Genomic DNA, 18,128 nt, shown 5'->3' on the forward strand with positions numbered 1-18,128 from the left:
GATCGGGGACCAGGTGATCGCCCCGCGACGGCCCGCGGCCAAATTTTCGCGATTGTACAGGCAGGTGTCCTGCATGGCCTTCCACAAGCATTCGCGCTCCATTTGGCATCCGCCGTCAACATCGTCGGCTCGCGGCCTTCGAATGGTCGGCCGATATTGCAACTATGAGACGAAATGATGGCGTTTCTATGGGTTTGCCCGGATATCACGTCCGCACCCGCCACGGCGCCGCAGCGCTGGCGGAGCGCGGCGCGGGGCGCTACAGGGCGTCATGGTGTCTTTACCGCGTGCGCTCGGCGCTGCTCTTCTCCTGTCCCTCGTGGCCGGTCTTGCGATCCCCGTCAGCGGACAATCGGACTCCCCCGCCAAGCGTCGGGTCCCCGCGAAACCAGCGCCTGTCTCCAGCCAGGCGGCCGCCCCGCAGCCGCAGCGTCCCGTCCAGGTCGCGATGCCCGGCGAGGCGCCGACGCTGCCCGGACTGACCGGCGTCGACACGACGGCCTGGCTGTACAAGGGCAGCGACCTCACGCGCGATCCCGAATGGAAGTTCGGGACGCTGCCCAACGGCGTGCGTTTCGCGGTGCGCAAGAACGGCGTTCCCCCCGGCCAGGTCTCGGTGCGCGTGCGGATCGACGCGGGATCGCTCAACGAGACCGATGACGAGCGCGGATACGCGCATTTCATCGAGCATCTGTCGTTCCGCGGATCCGAATATGTTCCCGACGGCGAGGCGAAGCGCGTCTGGCAGCGGTTCGGCGCGACGTTCGGGTCGGACACCAACGCGCAGACGACGCCGACCTCGACGACGTACAAGCTCGACCTGCCCTCGGCGACCGAGGCGGGGCTCGACGAAAGCCTCAAGATCCTGTCGGGGATGATGGAAAAGCCCGTCCTGACCGATGCGACGGTCACGGCCGAACGTCCCGTCGTGCTCGCCGAGCAGCGTGAACAGCCGGGGCCGCAAGTGCGGATCGGGGATGCCGTGCGCTCGACCTTCTTTGCAGGCCAGCCGCTGGCGGATCGCTCGCCGATCGGCAGCATCAAGACGCTCGAGGCCGCGACCGGCGCGAGCATCAAGGCATTCCACGACCGCTGGTACCGGCCCGAGAACACCGTCGTGATCATTTCGGGCGACATGGACCCGACACTGTTCGGGCGGCTGGTCGTCAAGAACTTCGCCGACTGGAAGGGCGCGGGTCCGTTCACCCCGGCGCCGAGCTTCGGCAAGCCCGACCCGAGCGCGCCCGCCGCGACGACGATCGCCGAATCGTCGCTGCCCGCGATCGTCACGCTCGGCGTGGTACGCCCCTGGGTCTACAAGGACGACACCGCGATCATGAACCAGACGCGGCTGGTCGACGTTCTCGCCACCCGCCTGATCAGCCGCCGGCTCGAAACGCGCGCGCGTGCGGGCGGCAGCTATCTCCAGGCGGGCGTGTCGATCGACGACGTATCGCGCTCCGCGAACCTGACCAGCGTCAACATCGTGCCGATCGGTACGAACTGGGAAGCCGCGCTGAAGGACGTGCGCGCGGTCATCTTCGACGCGCAGACCAACGCGCCGAGCCAGGCCGAGGTCGACCGCGAATATGCCGATTTCGACACCATCATGCGCACGCAGGTCGAAACCGCCCGCGTCGAGGCGGGGGCGCGACAGGCCGACGACATGGTCGGAGCCCTCGACATCCGCGAGACGGTCGCCGGGCCTGAAACCTCGTACAAGATCCTTCAGGATGCCAAGGCCAAGGGCATGTTCACGCCCGCCACGTTGCTGGCGGCGTCGAAGCGCATCTTCGAAGGAACCGCGACGCGTGCGCTGGTCAACACGATCACGCCCGATTCGACCGCAGCCGCCAAGCTTGAAGCGGCGCTGAAGGCGGATGTCAGCGGGCTTGCGGGCACGCGTCGCCAGCAGAATGCGGTGACATTCGCCGCGCTGCCGTCGCTCGGCAAGCCCGGCGCGATCGCGTCGCGCGCCAAGATCGCCGCGTTCGACATGGAGCAGGTGAATTTCGCGAACGGCACGCGGTTGCTGCTGTTTCCCAACACGGGCGAGACCGGCCGCGTCTATGTGCGGGTCCGGTTCGGACGCGGGTATCAGGCGATCCCGTCCAACCGTCCAAGCCCCGCATGGGCGGGCGATCTCGCGCTGGTCGCAAGTGGCGTCGGCAAGCTCGACCAGGGCGATCTCGACCAGCTGACGGCGGGACGGCGGATCGGGCTCGATTTCGGGATCGACGACGATGCCTTCACGCTCGGCGCGCTGACGTCGCCGGCCGACTATGCGGATCAGCTGAAGCTGATGGCGGCCAAGCTCGCTTTCCCGGCATGGGACGCGGCGCCGGTGGCGCGCGCGCGCGCGGCGGCACTGGCGGCGTTCGCGGGGTATGACTCGTCCCCCGACGGCGTCCTGTCGCGCGATCTCGAAGGCCTGCTCCGCGATGGCGATCCGCGCTGGGGCACGCCATCGCGCAAGGCGGTCGAGACGCTCAACGCAAAGGACTTCCGCAAGTTCTGGGAGCCGGTGCTCGCGACGGGGCCGATCGAGGTCTCGGTGTTCGGCGACGTGAAGACCGAAGAGGCGGTGGCGGCGGTTGCCAACAGCTTCGGCGCGATGGCGGCGCGCAAGGCGTCGACCAGCACCGGCGCACCGGTCGGCTTCCCCGCCCACGTGGCGACGCCGGTGATGCGGACGCATACCGGCCCGGAGAACCAGGCGGCGGCGGTCATCGCCTGGCCGACCGGCGGGGGCATCGCGGCGATCACCGACAGCCGCCGGCTCGACGTGCTGGCACAGGTGTTCGCCGACAGGCTGTTCGAGCGGCTGCGGCAGGCGGCGGGCGCCAGCTACAGTCCGAACGTCCAGAGCCAGTGGCCGGTCGGAATGGACAGCGGCGGGCGGCTCGTCGCGATCGGCCAGGTCGCGCCCGAAAAGGTCGCGTTCTTCTTCGAGACCGCGCGCAAGATCGCGGCCGAGCTTGTCTCGACGCCGATCGCCGAGGACGAACTGCAGCGGATCAAGCGGCCGATGGGGCAGTACATCCTGCGTGCCTCGACCGGGAACCAGTTCTGGTTGCAGCAGCTCGGCGGCGCCACCTACGATCCGCGACGGATCGACGCGACCAAGCGGATCGCCGAGGATCTGGTCGCGACGACGCCTGCGGAGTTGCAGGCGATCGCGGCGAAGTATCTGCGGCCGGACCGCGACTGGACGATGGCAGTGGTGCCCGCTGCCGCGGCCGGGCCAAAGGCGCCAGCAAAATAGCACGGGGGCCGGGGGCAACCCCGGCCGACCCGAAGCGCGCGCTCCCGGCGGCAAAAAGTTCCCTCGCCCGGCGTCGAACGGCGTAATTTCAGCGCAGTTGGTCGAACATCGCGCCCGGGGGCCGGATCGATCGCCGGGTCGCGGGCGTTGCTAAGTCGTTCATACCCGGGAGTGTATTGATGAATAAGACGTGGTTAGCGCTGGCGGTTGCCGGCGGACTGGGCGTGTCCGCCTGTTCGGGCTCGGCCTCGAACGAAATGGGCACTGCGAACGATACGGGCGCAACGAATGACTCGGGCGACGCGATGGTGTCACTGCGCAATCTGGGCGAATCGAACATCGCGGCGCCGGCACCGGCGTCGTTCACGGTGAAGGGCGATCTGATCCCCACCCCGTCGGACACCGCGTCGCGGTATTTCCTGTTGCGCGAACGGCGGGCGATCGGCGGCACCGTGATCGCGATCATCCGGCAGGAGCATGCCGGGCGCGTCGCCTATGCCCGCACCGAAGTCGATTGCGAGCACCGCCTGTTCCATGTGCTCGGCGTCGCCGCCCGACGCTCGCTGGTCGAGACGACGATCGCGTATGACGGCCCGCTGCGGCCGATCGAGGGGCTGCCCCTGCGCGAGGAGCTTGCGACCTATGTGTGCAAGCGGAGCAACATCCCGCTCGGCGCGGCCTGAACGAGCGGGGCCCGCCACCGGCGGGTCCCCCGTGTCCGGGTGCGGTACGATCAGCTTTTGTAAAGCGCGTCGAGCCGTTCGCCATAGGCCTGCCGAATGACGTGACGCCGGATCTTCAGGCTCGGCGTCAGTTGTTCGTTCTCGATCGCGAACGGCCCGTCCGCAAGGACGAAGCGCCGGACGCGTTCGGTCACCGTCAGATCCTTGTTCACGCGCTCGATCGCATGACCGATCGCGGTGCGATATTCGCTGTTCTCGGCGAGTTTTCCGAAGCTGCAGACGTCACCATTCGCCGCACACCATTGCTGCGTCCATTCGGGATCGGCGACGACCAGCGCGACCATGTACGGACGCTTGTCGCCCGCGATCATCGCCTGGACGATCTCGGGCTGGAGCGTGAGCATCCCCTCGATCTTCTGCGGGGCGACATTCTCGCCCTTGTCGTTGATGATCAGGTCCTTCTTGCGATCGGTGATGCGGATGCGACCCTTGTCGTCGATCTCGCCGACGTCGCCGGTGTGCAGCCACCCGTCCTTGAGCACCTTCGCGGTCTCGGCGTCGTTGCGCCAATAGCCGTGCATGACGAGCTCGCCGCGCACCAGGATCTCGCCATCCTCGGCGATCCGCACCTCGGTATCCTTGAGCGGCGGGCCGACCGAGTCCATCCGCACGCCGGCTTGCGGGCGGTTGCACGAGATGACGGGCGCGGCCTCGGTCTGGCCATAGCCCTGGAGGAAGGTCAGGCCGATCGATTCGAAGAACAGCCCGACCTCCGGATTGAGCGGCGCGCCGCCGGAGATCATCGCCTTCAGTCGGCCGCCGAACTTCTTCGCGATCTTCGGCTTGAACAGGGTCGCGACGGCGGCCTGCGCCGGGCGGTCGATCAGGCGGAGCTTGCCCGCATAGCGCCTGGCGCCGATGTCGAGCGCGCGGGCGAGCAGATAGGCGGACGCGCCGCCCTGTTTCTCGATGGTCTTCGAGATGCGCGTGCGCAGCACCTCGAACAGACGGGGGACGACGAACATGATCGTCGGGCGCGTCTCCTCGATGTTCGCGGCGAGCTTTTCGAGGCCTTCGGCATAATAGATCTGGCCGCCCAAGGAGATCGGGAAATGCTGGCCGCCGGTATGTTCATAGGCGTGGCTGAGCGGCAGGAACGAGAGGAAGACCTCGTCGTCCCAGCCGAAATCCTCCGAGATCACCGTGGCGCATCCGGCGCAATTGTGGAGGATCGCGCCGTGATGCTGCATCACGCCGCGCGGGGCGCCGCCGGTGCCCGAGGTGTAGATGATGCAGGCGAGATCGTCGCGGGTGAAAGTCGCACGCGCCGCCGCCGCCTCGGGCGTGGTCGGGTGCGCGGCGATCAGCGCGTGCCAGTTGTGGAAATCGATCGAGGCGGGGACGCGCATGTCCTCGAGCCCGATCACGATCTGCGCCTGGTTCGAGCGCAGGACCGCGGGGAGCACGGTCTTCGCCAGCTTCGCGGTCGAGACGATGATCGCGCAGGCGCCCGCATTCTCGATGATGTGGAGGTGATCGCGTTCGGTGTTGGTGACATAGGTCGGCACCGTCACGCAGCCCGCCGCCATGATCGCGAGGTCGCTGAGGCACCATTCGGGGCGATTCTCGGCGACCAGCATCACCCGGTCGCCGGGCTTCAGGCCGATCGCGGTCAGTGCGGTGGCGAGGCTCGCCACCTGACGCGCGGCGTCCGCCCAGCTGGTTGCGACCCAGCTGCCGCTCTGCTTGGTCCAGAGGAACGGTGCGTCACCCCGCTCGGCGGCGCGCGTGAAGAACATCGTGACGAGGTTCGGGAATCGTTCGAGCTGGCGGGGCATGGTCTCTCCTGGGGCGCTCTTGCTGCTCGATATTCGACACTGCGGCATGCTTCAAAGCACGGGCAGTATAACAATATTCGTCATCCCAGCGAAAGCTGGGATCCAGAGCCGCGACCGGCGTCGCCTTTGGCTCTGGATCCCGGGTCGAGCCCGGGATGACGATGGTTTAAACGCTCATTCCGGCGCGCGTTGCAGCGCACCCACGCGCTGGATCTGTGTCACCGTGCCGTCCTGCGCGATCGCGACGCCTTCGCTGCGCGGGTCCGCAGCACCGACCCAGCGGCCACCCACGCGCTCGACCGCGTTCGCCTTGAGGCCGAGCGCGGTAACCTGCACCGTCTCGCCGAGCGCCTCGAGCGCGGGGACCATCGCCTCGCGCTCGGTGCCCTTCTCGACCGCGGCGACATGGCCGGGCGCGTAGATCAGCCCGAGCGCGATCGAATCCTGCGCGGACAGCTTCCAGTCGACGACGCCGATGATCGCCTTCGCGACCTGCGCGATGATCGTCGAGCCGCCCGCCGCGCCGACCGCGAGCCGGACCTTGCCGTCGGGGCCGTAGACGATCGTCGGGCTCATCGAACTGCGCGGCCGCTTGCCGCCCTCGACGCGGTTGGCGACGAGATAGCCGTCCTTGTCGGGCACGGTGTCGAAGTCGGTGAGCTGGTTGTTGAGCACGGTGCCGTCGACGCTCAGCCCCGAGCCGAAATAGCCCTCGACCGTGGTCGTCACCTCGACGACGTTGCCGCGCGCATCGGCGATCGCGAGATCAGTCGTGCCGGCGACCTCGCTGACGGGTGCGGACTGCCGCGCGGGGGCGCCGGGGGGCGAGCCTGCGCTGACGCTCGGCATCGTCGCGGTCGGCTGGATCAGCGCCGACCGCGACGCGAGATAGGCGGGGTCGAGCATGCCCTTGACCGGCACCGGCACGAAATCGGGATCGCCGACATAGAGGTCGCGGTCGGCATAGGCGAGCCGCGAGCTTTCCGCGAACAGGTGCCAGGCCTGCGCGCTGTCCTTGCCGAGCTTGCCCATGTCGAAGCGTTCGAGCTGCTTCAGGATCATCAGCACGGTGATGCCGCCCGATGAGGGCGGGCCCATGCCGCAGACGCGGTAGACGCGGTATCTGACGCAGACGGGCGGGCGCGACTTCGCGTCGTAGGTGGCGAGGTCGCCCGTCGTCATCTTCGACGGATTGCGCGCGGCGGTGTTGACCGCGGTGACGATCTTCTGCGCCTGCGGGCCGACATAGAAGCTGTCGGCGCCCTGGGTCGCGATGCGCTGGAGGAGCGCGGCCTGCGCGGGGTTCCGGATCGTCGCGCCGACCGCGACGGGCGATCCGTCGGGGGCGGAGAACAGCGCGCGCGTCTCGGGCGTGATGTGGCTGCCATAGGCCTTCATCCCGTTGACGAGTCGCGGCGTGGCCTTGAAGCCGGTGGTCGCGAGCCGGATCGCGGGGTCGAACAGCCGCGCCCAGGGGAGCTTGCCCGACGCCCGGTGCGCGAGCGCCATGCCGCGCAGCGCGCCGGGGACGCCGACGCTCCGACCGCCGGGAACCGCGTCGCGGTGGGTGAGCGGGGTGCCGTCGGGAGCGTAGAACCAGCGCGGATCGGCGGCGGCGGGCGCCTTTTCACGCGCGTCGATCGTGCTGATCGCGCCGTTCGCCGCGTGGCTGACCCAGAAGCTGCCGCCGCCGATGCCGGAGCTTTGCGGCTCGACGACGTTGAGCGCCAGCATCGTCGCGATCGCCGCGTCGGTCGCGCTGCCGCCCGCGCGCAGGATCTCGGCACCCGCCGCGGCGGCGCGCGGGTCGGCGGCGCTGACCATGCCTTGGTCCTTCGCCGGAGTGGGGCCGGGGGCGGGGGCGGTCTGGTGGGCTTCGGCGGTGGCGGTGGGGAGGAGGAGGGCGAGCGCGAGGAGGGGAGTCTTCATCGCGCGCGAACCTAGCGCGGATCGGGTGGGTGGCAAGGCGTCCGCCTCAATCTCACCGTCATCCTGGGCTCGACCCAGGATCCAGAGCCACGAAGATCACCGTGTGTGGCTCTGGATCCCAGCTTTCGCTGGGATGACGAAATGTGTCAGCGGGCGTCGACGCCGACCGCGTCTGCGATGGTGGCGAAGCCGTCGCGCATCAGCAGTGCGTCTAGGTCGCGCAGCATCCGTGCGGGGAGGCCGGGGCCTTCGTACACCAAGGCTGTGTAGAGCTGGACGAGGCTCGCCCCCGCGCGCAGCCGGGCATAGGCTTCCGCACCGCTGCCTATGCCGCCGACGGAGATCAGCGGGATCGCCGCACCGGTCGCCTTGCGGAAATCGGCAAGGCGCTGGCGGGCGAGCGGGGCGAGCGGGGCACCCGACAGGCCGCCGGTTTCCTTGGCGTTCGCCGAGCGCAGGCCGGGGCGGCCGATCGTCGTGTTGTTGACGATCAGCGCGTCGATCCGGTTGTCGATCGCGGCGCGGGCGATGTCGTCGATATCCGCGGGCTCGAGGTCGGGCGCGACCTTGAGGAAGATCGGCGTGGTGCCCTTGGCGGCGGTACAGTCGGCGAGCAGGTCGCGCAGTGCTGCGCCATGTTGCAGGTCGCGCAGGCCGGGCGTGTTGGGTGAGCTGATGTTGATCGTGATGTAATCGGCGTGCGGCGCGGCGCGGGTGACGCCGTGGACGTAATCCGCGGTGCGATCGGCCGCGTCCTTGTTCGCGCCGACGTTGATGCCCAGCACGCCCTTGCTGCGCGTGTGTGCTCTCGCGCGGTCGAGCGCCGCGTCGAGGCCGCCATTGTTGAAGCCGAGGCGGTTGATCACCGCGCGGTCTTCGGGGAGGCGGAAGATGCGCGGCTTCGGGTTGCCGGGCTGGGGCAGGGGGGTGAGCGTGCCGATCTCGACGCTGCCAAGGCCAAGGCCGAAAAAGCCGTCGATCGCGCGGCCGTCCTTGTCGACGCCGGCGGCGAGACCGACCGGGTTGGGGAAGGCGATCCCCGCCACTGTCGTTGCAAGCCGCGGGACGGATGGGGCGAGCGGCGTGCCCGCTTTGCCCCAGGCGGCGAGCGCGGCGATCGTCAGGCCATGCGCGCGTTCGGCGTCGAGGCGGAAGAGAAGCGGGTGGTAGAAGGCCATGCCCCGTCCTCGCGTCCCGGCGGGGGAGCGTCAAGGTGCAGCCTTGGCTATGCCGCATTCCGGTGTCCGCCACACGCCGTCACCCCAGCGYACGCTGGGGTCTCCCGGTTACGGCCGCCCGACCCGAGCCGGGAGACCCCAGCGTGCGCTGGGGTGACGGTGGATTTTGGAGTCGAAAGGGCATGCTCAGTTGCGAGTCGTTAGCACTGGCGGACGGGTTGACGCTGCCGGTCGCAAAGCCCATTTGTCAATCGGATCATATCGGTCCGATTGGACTCACAAGCCACCATGCGTCTTTCCAGCCTAGCCGACTATGCGGTCGTGATGATGAGCGCCGCGGCGCGTCATTGCGGTGGTATCGCGCGGCTGAACGCGACGCTGCTGAGCGAGGAGACCGGCGTGCCGCTGCCGACCGTGCAGAAGCTCGTCAGCCGGTTGTCGGCGGCGGGGCTGATCGAGAGCACGCGCGGGACGGGCGGCGGGTTTCGCCTGTCGCGGCCGCCTGCGTCGATCTCGCTCGCCGACATCATCGAGGCGGTCGAGGGCCCGATCGCGCTCACCGTGTGCATCGACGGCGCGGCGCAGGATTGCTGCATCGACCAGACGTGCAAGGTGAAGCCGCACTGGAACGCGGTCAACGGCGCGGTCCGCGGTGCGCTCGCCGGCGTGACGCTGGCGTCGCTGTCCTCGCCCCACCCCGGCGAAGGCCGGGGCCCAATTGGGGATCGTGCATTGGCGGAAGACGGCGCGCAACTACATCAACCTACCCAATTGGACCCCGGCCTTCGCCGGGGAGGAGTTTTAGCGTAATGGCTACCCGGAACGCAGAGGCCTATGCCGCCGCGAACAAGACGTACGAGTGGGGCTTCTCCTCGGACATCGAACAGGAATTCGCGCCCAAGGGCCTGTCGGAAGACACGGTGCGCTTCATTTCCGCCAAGAAGGGCGAGCCGCAGTGGATGCTCGACTGGCGGCTGAAGGCGTTCGCCTTGTGGCAGACGATGGAAGCGCCCGACTGGTCGAAGCTCAACGTGCCGCCGATCGATTACCAGGACGCCTATTATTACGCGGAGCCCAAGGCAAAGCCGAAGCTGGGGAGCCTCGACGAGGTCGATCCCGAGATCCTGCGCGTCTATGAAAAGCTCGGCATCCCGATCGGCGAGCAGAAGATGCTCGCGGGCGTGGTCGAGGATCCGCTTAACGAGGACGGCACGCCGAAGCGCCGCGTCGCGGTCGATGCGGTGTTCGACAGTGTCTCGGTCGCGACGACGTTCCGCAAAGAATTGGAGGCTGCGGGCGTGATCTTCCGGTCGATCTCCGAGGCGATCAAGGAATATCCCGACCTCGTGCGGAAGTGGCTCGGCAAGGTCGTGCCGCAGCGTGACAATTACTTCGCGACGCTGAACTCGGCGGTCTTCTCCGACGGTACGTTCGTCTACATTCCCGAGGGCGTGCGCTGCCCGATGGAGCTGTCGACCTATTTCCGGATCAATGCCGAGAATACCGGGCAGTTCGAACGCACGCTGATCGTCGCCGACAAGGGCTCGTACGTCTCGTATCTCGAGGGTTGCACCGCGCCGATGCGCGACGAGAATCAGCTGCATGCGGCAGTCGTCGAACTCGTCGTGCTCGACGATGCGGAGATCAAATATTCGACCGTGCAGAACTGGTATCCGGGCGACGAGAACGGCGTCGGCGGGATCTACAACTTCGTCACCAAGCGCGCGCTGTGCCAAGGGAAGAATTCGAAGGTCAGCTGGACTCAGGTCGAGACGGGCAGCGCGATCACGTGGAAATATCCGTCGTGCGTGCTGGCGGGCGATGGCTCGGTCGGCGAATTCTATTCGGTCGCGGTGACGAACAATCGCCAGCAGGCCGATACCGGCACGAAGATGATCCATCTCGGCAAGAACACGCGCTCGACGATCGTGTCGAAGGGGATTTCGGCGGGGCGCTCGGACAACACCTATCGCGGGCTGGTGCGCGTCGCGCCAACCGCGGAAGGCGTGCGCAACTTCACCCAGTGCGACAGCCTGCTGCTCGGCGACCAGTGCGGCGCGCATACCGTGCCGTATATCGAGGTCCGCAACCCGTCCGCGCAGATCGAGCATGAGGCGACGACGTCGAAGATCTCCGAGGACCAGCTGTTCTACGCGATGTCGCGCGGGCTGGATGCGGAGGCGGCGGTCGCGCTGATCGTCAACGGCTTCGCGCGCGAGGTGCTGCAGCAGCTGCCGATGGAGTTCGCGGTGGAAGCGCAGAAGCTGCTGGGGATTTCGCTGGAAGGGTCTGTGGGGTGATCCCCTTCCTCCGTCATTCCTGCGCAGGCGGGAATGACGGGATGGGGTTGGCGCAGGACGCGCCGCGGAAATTTAGAGATTTGGAATTGGGCAGAATTCGATGCTGAAAATTGAAAACCTTCACGCCGAGATCGACGGCAAGGAAATCCTCAAGGGCCTCTCGCTCGAGGTGAATGCGGGCGAGGTGCACGCGATCATGGGGCCGAACGGCGCGGGCAAGTCGACGCTGGGCTATGTGCTCGGCGGGCGGCCGGGTTACGAGGTCACGGCGGGATCGGTGACGTTCGACGGCGTCGACCTGCTCGAGCTCGAGGCGCATGAGCGTGCCGCGGCGGGCGTGTTCCTCGGCTTCCAGTATCCGGTCGAGATCCCCGGCGTGTCGAACGTCCAGTTCCTGCGCGAGGCGCTCAACGCCCAGCGCGCGACGCGCGACGAGAAGGCGTTGTCGGGCGGCGAGTTTTTGAAGCTTGCGCGCGGGCAGGCGGATCTGCTCGGCATGGATTACGACATGCTCAAGCGGCCGGTGAATGTCGGCTTTTCGGGCGGCGAGAAGAAGCGCAACGAGATGGTGCAGATGGGCATCGTCAACCCGAAGTTCGCGATCCTCGACGAGACGGACTCGGGCCTCGACATCGACGCGCTGCGCGTCGTCGGTGACGGCATCAACCGCATCATGCGCGCGCCCGACAAGGCGGTGCTGCTGATCACGCATTACCAGCGGCTGCTCGATTATGTGGAGCCGGACTTCGTCCATGTCCTCGCCGACGGGCGCATCGTCCGGTCGGGCGGCAAGGAACTCGCGCAGCAGCTCGAGAGCGAAGGCTATGTGGGGATCGCCGCGTGACGATGCTGCTCGACCTTCCCTCGACGCGCGAGGAATCGTGGCGCTGGGGTGATCCGGCAGCGATCGCCGCGGCGGCTGGATTGCCGCGCGGCGAGGCGCTCGCGGGCGCGTGGTTCCTCGATCTGGAGGGCGCGCGCGCGGTGTTCGTCGATGGCGTGCTCGATGCGGGGCGGAGCGATCTGCGCCATGTCGCGATCGCGCCGCTTGAGGGTGGCGAGCATGTGCTCGGCCGTCGCACGACCGGTAATGGCTGGTCGCTGCGCGTCGATGCGAATGCGTCGGCCGAGCTGATCCAGATCGTCCATATCTCGACCGGTGGCGACAACCAGCTGCCGGCCGAAATCGTGCTGGCGGATGGCGCGCAGGCGTCGGTCGTCGAAACCTATGTCGGCACCGGCTGGTCGAACCGGTCGACGCGGATGACGCTCGGCGCAGGCGCGAAGCTGACGCGCGCGGTGCGGTTGCTTCAGGCGAGCGGCTTCGTGTCGTTGCGTGACGAGGCGGATGTCGGCGCGGAGGCGAGCCTGATCGTGACGGTGCTCGGCGCGGGCGATGCTGGCACGCGGATCGACGGCGCGATCACCGTGTCGGGCGGCGATGCGTTCGCCGAATATGGCGGCGCGTTGCTGACGCGGAACGCGCAGAAGCAGGAATGCGCGCTGTCGGTGCGGCATGCCGCGCTGAACGGGCAGAGCAAGCAGATCTGGCGCGCGGTCGCGGCGGATACGTCGACCGCGAGCCTTGCGGCACGCGTCGAGGTGGCGCGTCATGCGCAGAAGACCGATGGCGTTCAGTCGCTGCGCGGGCTGCTGCTCAAGCGGACCGCGACGGTCAACTTGAAGCCCGAGCTCGAGATCTTCGCCGATGACGTGAAGTGCGCGCATGGCGCGACGGTCGGCGAGCTCGACCAGCGCGCGCTGTTCTACATGCAGAGCCGCGGCATCCCGCATGCCAAGGCGCAGGCGCTGCTGACGCGCGCGTTCGTCGGCGATGCGTTCGCGCAGATCGCGGACGAGACGGTGCGCGACGCGTTCGTCGCGGACGCGGATGCGTGGCTGGAGGCGGCATTATGACGCTGACGCTCGAAACGCGCCCGCTCGATCGGGTCTCGGACTTCCCGGCAATCCCCGAGGGTTGGGCGTATCTCGATACGGCCGCCACCGCGCAGAAGCCGCGAGTTGTGGTCGATGCAATCACGGGCGCGTACGGCGAGACCTATGCCACCGTGCACCGCGGTGTGTACCAGCGCTCGGCCGACATGACGGTCGCCTATGAACAGGCGCGCAAGGCCGTCACGCGGTTCATCGGCGCGGGATCGCCCGACGAGATCGTGTTCGTGCGCGGCGCGACCGAGGCGATCAACCTGGTCGCGACGTGCTGGGCGGGCACGCAGCTCAAGGCGGGCGACCGCATCCTGCTGTCGATGCTTGAGCATCATTCGAACATCGTGCCGTGGCAGATGATCGCCGAAGCGCGCGGTGTCGCGATCGACGTGCTGCCGCTGACGGCGGACCATTGCATCGACCTCGACGAAATGGAGCGGATGATCACGCCGGCGCACAAGCTGGTCGCGCTCGGGCATGTGTCGAACGTGCTCGGCTCGGTGCTCGACGCGAAGCGCGCGACGGAGATCGCGCATTCGGTCGGCGCGAAGATCCTGATCGACGGTTGCCAGTCGGTGCCGCGGATTGCGGTCGACGTGGCGGCGATCGGCTGCGATTTCTACGTGTTCTCGGGCCACAAGCTGTATGGCCCGACCGGGATCGGCGTGCTTTGGGCGAAGCCCGAGCTGCTCGAGGCGATGCCGCCCTATCAGGGTGGCGGGTCGATGATCGACAAGGTGGCGTTTGCGAAAACCACCTATGCGCCGCCGCCGGGACGGTTCGAGGCGGGGACGCCGCATATCGTCGGCGCGCTCGGGCTGCATGCGGCGATCGACTATGTCGAGAGCATCGGGCTTGGCGCGATCCATGCGCACGAGACCGCGCTGGTGACTGCGACGCGCGAGGCGCTGTCGGGGATCAATTCGGTGCGGCTGTACGGCCCGGCAGACTCGGCGGGGATCGTCTCCTTCACGATCGAGGGGGTTCATCCGCACGACATCGGCACCATATTGGACGAAGAGCGCGTCGCGATCCGTGCGGGCCATCACTGTGCGCAGCCGCTGATGGAGGCGCTGGGCGTCGAGGCGACGGCACGCGCGAGCTTCGGGGTCTATAACGGTCCTGCCGACGTCGATGCGCTGGTGCGCGGTATCGCGCGAGTAACGAGGATATTTGGATGAGCGATCGGTTCGAGATCGAGGAAGTCGAGGCGGTGCAGTCGCCGCCCAAGGCGCGTGTCGTGCTCGACACCGACGGCGATGCGGAGCGTAAGCGCGACTATCTCGCCGGGTTCCTGGCGCAGAAGCCGCAGGTCGACTCGCCCGGGGAGCCGGGTGGCGCGGTGTACGATGCGATCATCGATGCGCTGAAGGAGATCTATGATCCCGAGATCCCGGTGAACATCTATGATCTCGGGCTGATCTACGGCGTCGAGGTGACCGAGGACGGGCATGCGGTGGTGGCGATGACGCTGACCACGCCGAACTGCCCGGTCGCGGAGTCCATGCCCGCCGAGGTCGAGATGCGGGTCGGGTCAGTGCCGGGCGTGGGGTTTGCGGAAGTGAACCTCGTCTGGGATCCGCCTTGGGATCCGCAGAAGATGTCGGACGAGGCCAAGCTCGAACTGGGCATGCTGTAGTGACTTGCCCCTCCCCTTCAGGGGAGGGGACGGGGGTGGGGCCTTCGCCGCCGCGCGCGCGGTCTGGTCGGGCGCCCCACCCCAACCCCTCCCCTGAAGGGGAGGGGCTTTAGATGGAAGGAACGAGCCATGGCGACGACATTGCGAGCACGCCCGGCGGCGCTGAACCTGACGGCGACGGCGCACGCGCGGATCGCCGATCTGATGGCGCGCGCGCCCGGGGATGCGGTCGGGGTGAAGCTGTCGACGCCCAAGCGTGGGTGTTCGGGGCTTGCCTATTCGGTCGATTATGTAAGCGAGGCCAAGCCGTTCGACGAACGGATCGACACCCCCGGCGGCACGCTATTCGTCGATGGCGGGTCGATCCTGTATCTGATCGGGTCGACGATGGACTGGGTCGAGGACGACTTTACCGCAGGCTTCGTATTCCAGAACCCCAACGCCAAGGGCGCGTGCGGGTGCGGGGAGAGCTTCACGGTCTGAGCGGGGGGGGGGGGCGTTTCTCCTCCTATGATCGTCATCCCCGCGGAGGCGGGGATCCATAGCGGCAGACTGTGGTGATCGATCGCGAGCTCAGCCAGTCTGGATTCCCGCCTGCGCGGGAATGACGGTAGGGGGTTGGGGGCGTTACCGTCATGCGGCCGCCCGACCGGGCAAAGGTTGCCGACGGGACGGACCTCGCTACAAGGGCGGCGCCAACTGGACCCCGGCCGTGCGCCGGGGTGGCGCGCTGGACCGAACGGAATGATCCGCGTCCAGATTGACGAGGGGATCTACGTGGCCAGTCTGTTTCGCCGAAAAATCGTCACCGAGCAGCCGCCCGAGCATCAGCTCGCGCGGACGCTGTCGTGGCCGCATCTGGTCGCGATGGGCGTGGGCGGGATCGTCGGCACCGGCATCCTGACGCTGATCGGCGTGGGGGCGGGTCTGGCGGGCCCGGCGGTCATCCTGTCGTTCGTCATCGCCGGCGGGATCTGTGCCTGCGCCGCGCTCGCCTATGCCGAGATGGCGACGATGATCCCTGCGTCGGGCAGCGCCTATACGTACAGCTATGTCGTGCTCGGCGAGCTGATCGCCTGGGTAATCGGTTGGAGCCTCATCCTCGAATATTCGCTGGTGGTGTCGACCGTCGCGGTCGGCTGGTCGGGCTATGCCGCGCCGTTGCTGCGCGGCGCGTTCGGGTTTCCCGAGGCGCTGACGCTCAGCCCCGAGCTTGGCGGGATCCTCAACGTGCCGGCGATCGTCATCATCGCGGTCGTCGCGGGCGTGCTGTCGTTCGGGACGCGCGAGAGCGCGACGCTGAACGCGGTGCTGGTCGGCGTGAAGATGATCGCGCTCACCGTCTTCGTGTTCATCGCGCTGCACTATTTCAACGCCGCGAACCTGCACCCGTTCATGCCCTATGGCTTCCCCAAGGCAGTCGCGCCCGATGGCGCCGAGCGCGGCGTCATGGCGGCGGCGGCGATCATCTTCTTCGCCTTCTACGGGTTCGACGCGATCTCGACCGCGGCGGAGGAGACCAAGAACCCCGGCCGCGACCTGGCGATCGGCATCCTCGGGTCGATGGTGGCGTGCATCGCGATCTACATCCTCGTCGCGGTCGCAGCCGTCGGTGCGCTGTCCTACACGCGGTTCGCCGGCTCTGCCGAGCCACTCGCGCTGATCCTGCGCGAGATCGGGCGGCCGGGGTTCGCGACGTTCCTCGGCGCCTCCGCGGTCGTCGCATTGCCGACCGTGCTGCTCGCCTTCCTGTTCGGGCAGAGCCGGATCTTCTTCACCATGGCGCGCGACGGGTTGTTGCCGCTGGGCCTCGCCAAGGTGTCGAAGCGCGGCGCGCCGGTGCGGATCACCTGGATCACCGCGGCGATCGTCGCGGTGATCGCGGGGCTGCTGCCGCTCGCCGAGATCGCCGCGCTTGCGAATGCAGGGACGCTCGCCGCGTTCGTCGCGGTGTGCGCGTGTATGCTGGTGATGCGCCGCCGTGCGCCCGATGCGATCCGCACCTTCCGTGCGCCGGCCGCGACGCTTGTGGGCATCGTCGGCATTCTCGGCTGCCTGTACCTATTCTTCAGCCTGCCTTCGAAGACGCAGCTGTATTTCGGGCTGTGGAACCTGCTCGGGCTGGTGATCTACTTCGTCTACGCCCGGCCACGGGCGCTTGCTGAATGAGTGGCTGGACGATCGGGATCATCGGTGGTTCGGGGCTGTACGGGGTCGAGGGGATCGAGGACGGGCGCTGGCAGACGGTGGAGACGCCGTGGGGCGCGCCATCGGACGCGATCTATACCGGGCGCGTCGGGCCTGTCGGGGTCGCGTTCCTGCCGCGGCATGGACGCGGGCACCGGATCGCGCCGTCCGAGCTCAATGCGCGTGCGAATATCGATGCGCTGAAGCGGCTGGGGGTGACCGACGTGCTGGCGGTGTCTTCGGTCGGCTCGCTCGTCGAGGCGCGCCCGCCGGGGAGCTTCACGATCGTCGACCAATTCATCGATCGCACCAAGGGACGGCCGTCGAGCTTCTTCGGAACCGGACTGGTGGCGCATGTGTCGATGGCGGACCCGGTGTGTCCGCGCCTGTCCCGCTACGCCGCCGACGCCGCGCGTGACGCGGGGGCAGCGGTCGATGACCGCGGCACCTACCTCGGGATGGAGGGCCCGCAATTCTCGACGCGTGCGGAGAGCCGGCTGTACCGCCAATGGGGGTGCGACGTGATCGGCATGACCGCGATGCCCGAGGCGAAGCTCGCGCGCGAGGCGGAGCTGCCTTACGCGCTGGTCGGCATGGTGACGGACTATGATAGCTGGCGCGAGGGCGAGGCGGGGGTCGATGTCGCGCAAGTCGTTGCGCAGCTCGGCGCGAATGCGGCCAAGGCGCGCGCGATGGTGATGGCGTTGTTGCGCGCGCTGCCGGCGGAGCGCGAGGCGTCGCCGATCGATACGTGTCTCGACAGCGCGATCATCACCGCGCGGGATGCGCGGGATCCGGCGCTCGTCGCAAAGCTGGACGCTGTGGCAGGCCGCGCGCTTTAGCCTCGCGGCGACGTCGCGGCGGCGTACCGCACGTGACGTATCGGCCCCTCATCCGCGACGCACGCCAGCCTGACGGATGCAGGCTCGGCGGGCAATTTTTTGTAAAATTATTGTCATTCGTCGCGGCCGACACATTCGTGCAACATATCGGCGCGATGGAGGGGCGTCGCCGCTCCCTCTTCCCCCTGTGGACGGCGACATGACCGGGCCTCCCCTGTCCCGGTTCCCTCCCTGAACTACGGGGCGACTGTCATGGTCGCCCCGCCTTTTCGGGGTCGCGACCGCGACGCGGCGTCCACCACTCTTCCTGATCCGAAATA

General features: G+C 67.9%; 14 protein-coding genes. 11 read left to right on the top strand and 3 right to left on the bottom strand.

The annotated features are described in order from the left end of the window. Positions 1 to 271 precede the first annotated feature (271 nt). Entirely contained in the window at positions 272 to 3,265 is a 2,994-nt protein-coding gene (locus ASE72_RS10290) for a M16 family metallopeptidase (RefSeq protein WP_056020484.1), read from the top strand. A 179-nt stretch (positions 3,266 to 3,444) separates the two neighbouring features. After that, a complete protein-coding gene (locus tag ASE72_RS10295) occupies positions 3,445 to 3,948 on the top strand; it encodes a hypothetical protein (protein WP_156350371.1) in 504 nt (167 codons plus the stop codon). A 50-nt stretch (positions 3,949 to 3,998) separates the two neighbouring features. Here the strand turns inward: ASE72_RS10295 and ASE72_RS10300 are convergent, their stop codons facing one another. The 3 genes from ASE72_RS10300 to ASE72_RS10310 form a co-directional block, all read right to left on the bottom strand. After that, positions 3,999 to 5,786 (bottom strand): AMP-dependent synthetase/ligase, encoded by a 1,788-nt coding sequence (locus tag ASE72_RS10300; RefSeq protein WP_056020490.1) that lies wholly within the window; start codon positions 5,784 to 5,786, stop codon positions 3,999 to 4,001. Positions 5,787 to 5,960: 174 nt separating this feature from the next. Continuing rightward, positions 5,961 to 7,715 (bottom strand): gamma-glutamyltransferase, encoded by a 1,755-nt coding sequence (gene ggt / locus ASE72_RS10305; RefSeq protein ID WP_200916229.1) that lies wholly within the window; start codon positions 7,713 to 7,715, stop codon positions 5,961 to 5,963. Positions 7,716 to 7,861: 146 nt separating this feature from the next. After that, positions 7,862 to 8,893 (bottom strand): quinone-dependent dihydroorotate dehydrogenase, encoded by a 1,032-nt coding sequence (locus tag ASE72_RS10310; protein WP_056020493.1) that lies wholly within the window; start codon positions 8,891 to 8,893, stop codon positions 7,862 to 7,864. Between the two features lie 288 nt (positions 8,894 to 9,181). Between ASE72_RS10310 and ASE72_RS10315 the strand changes: the two genes are divergently transcribed. From ASE72_RS10315 to mtnP, 9 genes are all read left to right on the top strand, one after another. Next, the gene (locus tag ASE72_RS10315; RefSeq protein WP_082445935.1) at positions 9,182 to 9,703 is read left to right on the top strand and encodes an SUF system Fe-S cluster assembly regulator; all 522 of its coding nucleotides are present in this window, start codon (positions 9,182 to 9,184) and stop codon (positions 9,701 to 9,703) included. Further along, the gene (gene sufB, locus ASE72_RS10320) at positions 9,703 to 11,193 is read left to right on the top strand and encodes a Fe-S cluster assembly protein SufB (RefSeq protein ID WP_056020496.1); all 1,491 of its coding nucleotides are present in this window, start codon (positions 9,703 to 9,705) and stop codon (positions 11,191 to 11,193) included. Before ASE72_RS10315 ends, sufB begins: the two co-directional genes overlap by 1 nt. A gap of 100 nt (positions 11,194 to 11,293) precedes the next feature. Beyond that, the gene (gene sufC / locus ASE72_RS10325) at positions 11,294 to 12,037 is read left to right on the top strand and encodes a Fe-S cluster assembly ATPase SufC (RefSeq protein ID WP_056020499.1); all 744 of its coding nucleotides are present in this window, start codon (positions 11,294 to 11,296) and stop codon (positions 12,035 to 12,037) included. A 2-nt stretch (positions 12,038 to 12,039) separates the two neighbouring features. Then, a complete protein-coding gene (locus ASE72_RS10330) occupies positions 12,040 to 13,110 on the top strand; it encodes a SufD family Fe-S cluster assembly protein (RefSeq protein WP_056020503.1) in 1,071 nt (356 codons plus the stop codon). Next, positions 13,107 to 14,321: a cysteine desulfurase gene (locus ASE72_RS10335; RefSeq protein ID WP_056020506.1), complete on the top strand. Its 1,215-nt coding sequence runs from the start codon at positions 13,107 to 13,109 to the stop codon at positions 14,319 to 14,321. Before ASE72_RS10330 ends, ASE72_RS10335 begins: the two co-directional genes overlap by 4 nt. Beyond that, positions 14,318 to 14,779: an SUF system Fe-S cluster assembly protein gene (locus ASE72_RS10340; RefSeq protein WP_055878177.1), complete on the top strand. Its 462-nt coding sequence runs from the start codon at positions 14,318 to 14,320 to the stop codon at positions 14,777 to 14,779. Before ASE72_RS10335 ends, ASE72_RS10340 begins: the two co-directional genes overlap by 4 nt. 129 nt (positions 14,780 to 14,908) lie before the next feature. Next, the gene (locus ASE72_RS10345) at positions 14,909 to 15,262 is read left to right on the top strand and encodes a HesB/IscA family protein (protein WP_056020509.1); all 354 of its coding nucleotides are present in this window, start codon (positions 14,909 to 14,911) and stop codon (positions 15,260 to 15,262) included. Positions 15,263 to 15,556: 294 nt separating this feature from the next. After that, positions 15,557 to 16,948, top strand: coding sequence for an amino acid permease (locus tag ASE72_RS10350; RefSeq protein ID WP_056022125.1), 1,392 nt, complete (start codon positions 15,557 to 15,559; stop codon positions 16,946 to 16,948). Then, entirely contained in the window at positions 16,945 to 17,808 is an 864-nt protein-coding gene (gene mtnP, locus ASE72_RS10355) for an S-methyl-5'-thioadenosine phosphorylase (RefSeq protein ID WP_056020512.1), read from the top strand. Before ASE72_RS10350 ends, mtnP begins: the two co-directional genes overlap by 4 nt. Positions 17,809 to 18,128 lie beyond the last annotated feature (320 nt).

This window comes from Sphingomonas sp. Leaf20, assembly GCF_001421535.1.
In the GTDB taxonomy this organism is placed as follows: Bacteria; Pseudomonadota; Alphaproteobacteria; order Sphingomonadales; family Sphingomonadaceae; genus Sphingomonas.

Bases quoted from the DNA above. Each gene is read 5' to 3' on its own strand.
- ASE72_RS10340 (WP_055878177.1), top strand. From the start codon at position 14,318: ATGAGCGATCGGTTCGAGATCGAGGAAGTCGAGGCGGTGCAGTCGCCG.
- ASE72_RS10300 (WP_056020490.1), bottom strand. From the start codon at position 5,786: ATGCCCCGCCAGCTCGAACGATTCCCGAACCTCGTCACGATGTTCTTC.
- sufB (WP_056020496.1), top strand. From the start codon at position 9,703: ATGGCTACCCGGAACGCAGAGGCCTATGCCGCCGCGAACAAGACGTAC.
- ASE72_RS10330 (WP_056020503.1), top strand. From the start codon at position 12,040: ATGCTGCTCGACCTTCCCTCGACGCGCGAGGAATCGTGGCGCTGGGGT.
- sufC (WP_056020499.1), top strand. From the start codon at position 11,294: ATGCTGAAAATTGAAAACCTTCACGCCGAGATCGACGGCAAGGAAATC.
- ASE72_RS10335 (WP_056020506.1), top strand. From the start codon at position 13,107: ATGACGCTGACGCTCGAAACGCGCCCGCTCGATCGGGTCTCGGACTTC.
- mtnP (WP_056020512.1), top strand. From the start codon at position 16,945: ATGAGTGGCTGGACGATCGGGATCATCGGTGGTTCGGGGCTGTACGGG.
- ASE72_RS10345 (WP_056020509.1), top strand. From the start codon at position 14,909: ATGGCGACGACATTGCGAGCACGCCCGGCGGCGCTGAACCTGACGGCG.
- ASE72_RS10295 (WP_156350371.1), top strand. From the start codon at position 3,445: ATGAATAAGACGTGGTTAGCGCTGGCGGTTGCCGGCGGACTGGGCGTG.
- ggt (WP_200916229.1), bottom strand. From the start codon at position 7,715: ATGAAGACTCCCCTCCTCGCGCTCGCCCTCCTCCTCCCCACCGCCACC.
- ASE72_RS10315 (WP_082445935.1), top strand. From the start codon at position 9,182: ATGCGTCTTTCCAGCCTAGCCGACTATGCGGTCGTGATGATGAGCGCC.
- ASE72_RS10310 (WP_056020493.1), bottom strand. From the start codon at position 8,893: ATGGCCTTCTACCACCCGCTTCTCTTCCGCCTCGACGCCGAACGCGCG.
- ASE72_RS10290 (WP_056020484.1), top strand. From the start codon at position 272: ATGGTGTCTTTACCGCGTGCGCTCGGCGCTGCTCTTCTCCTGTCCCTC.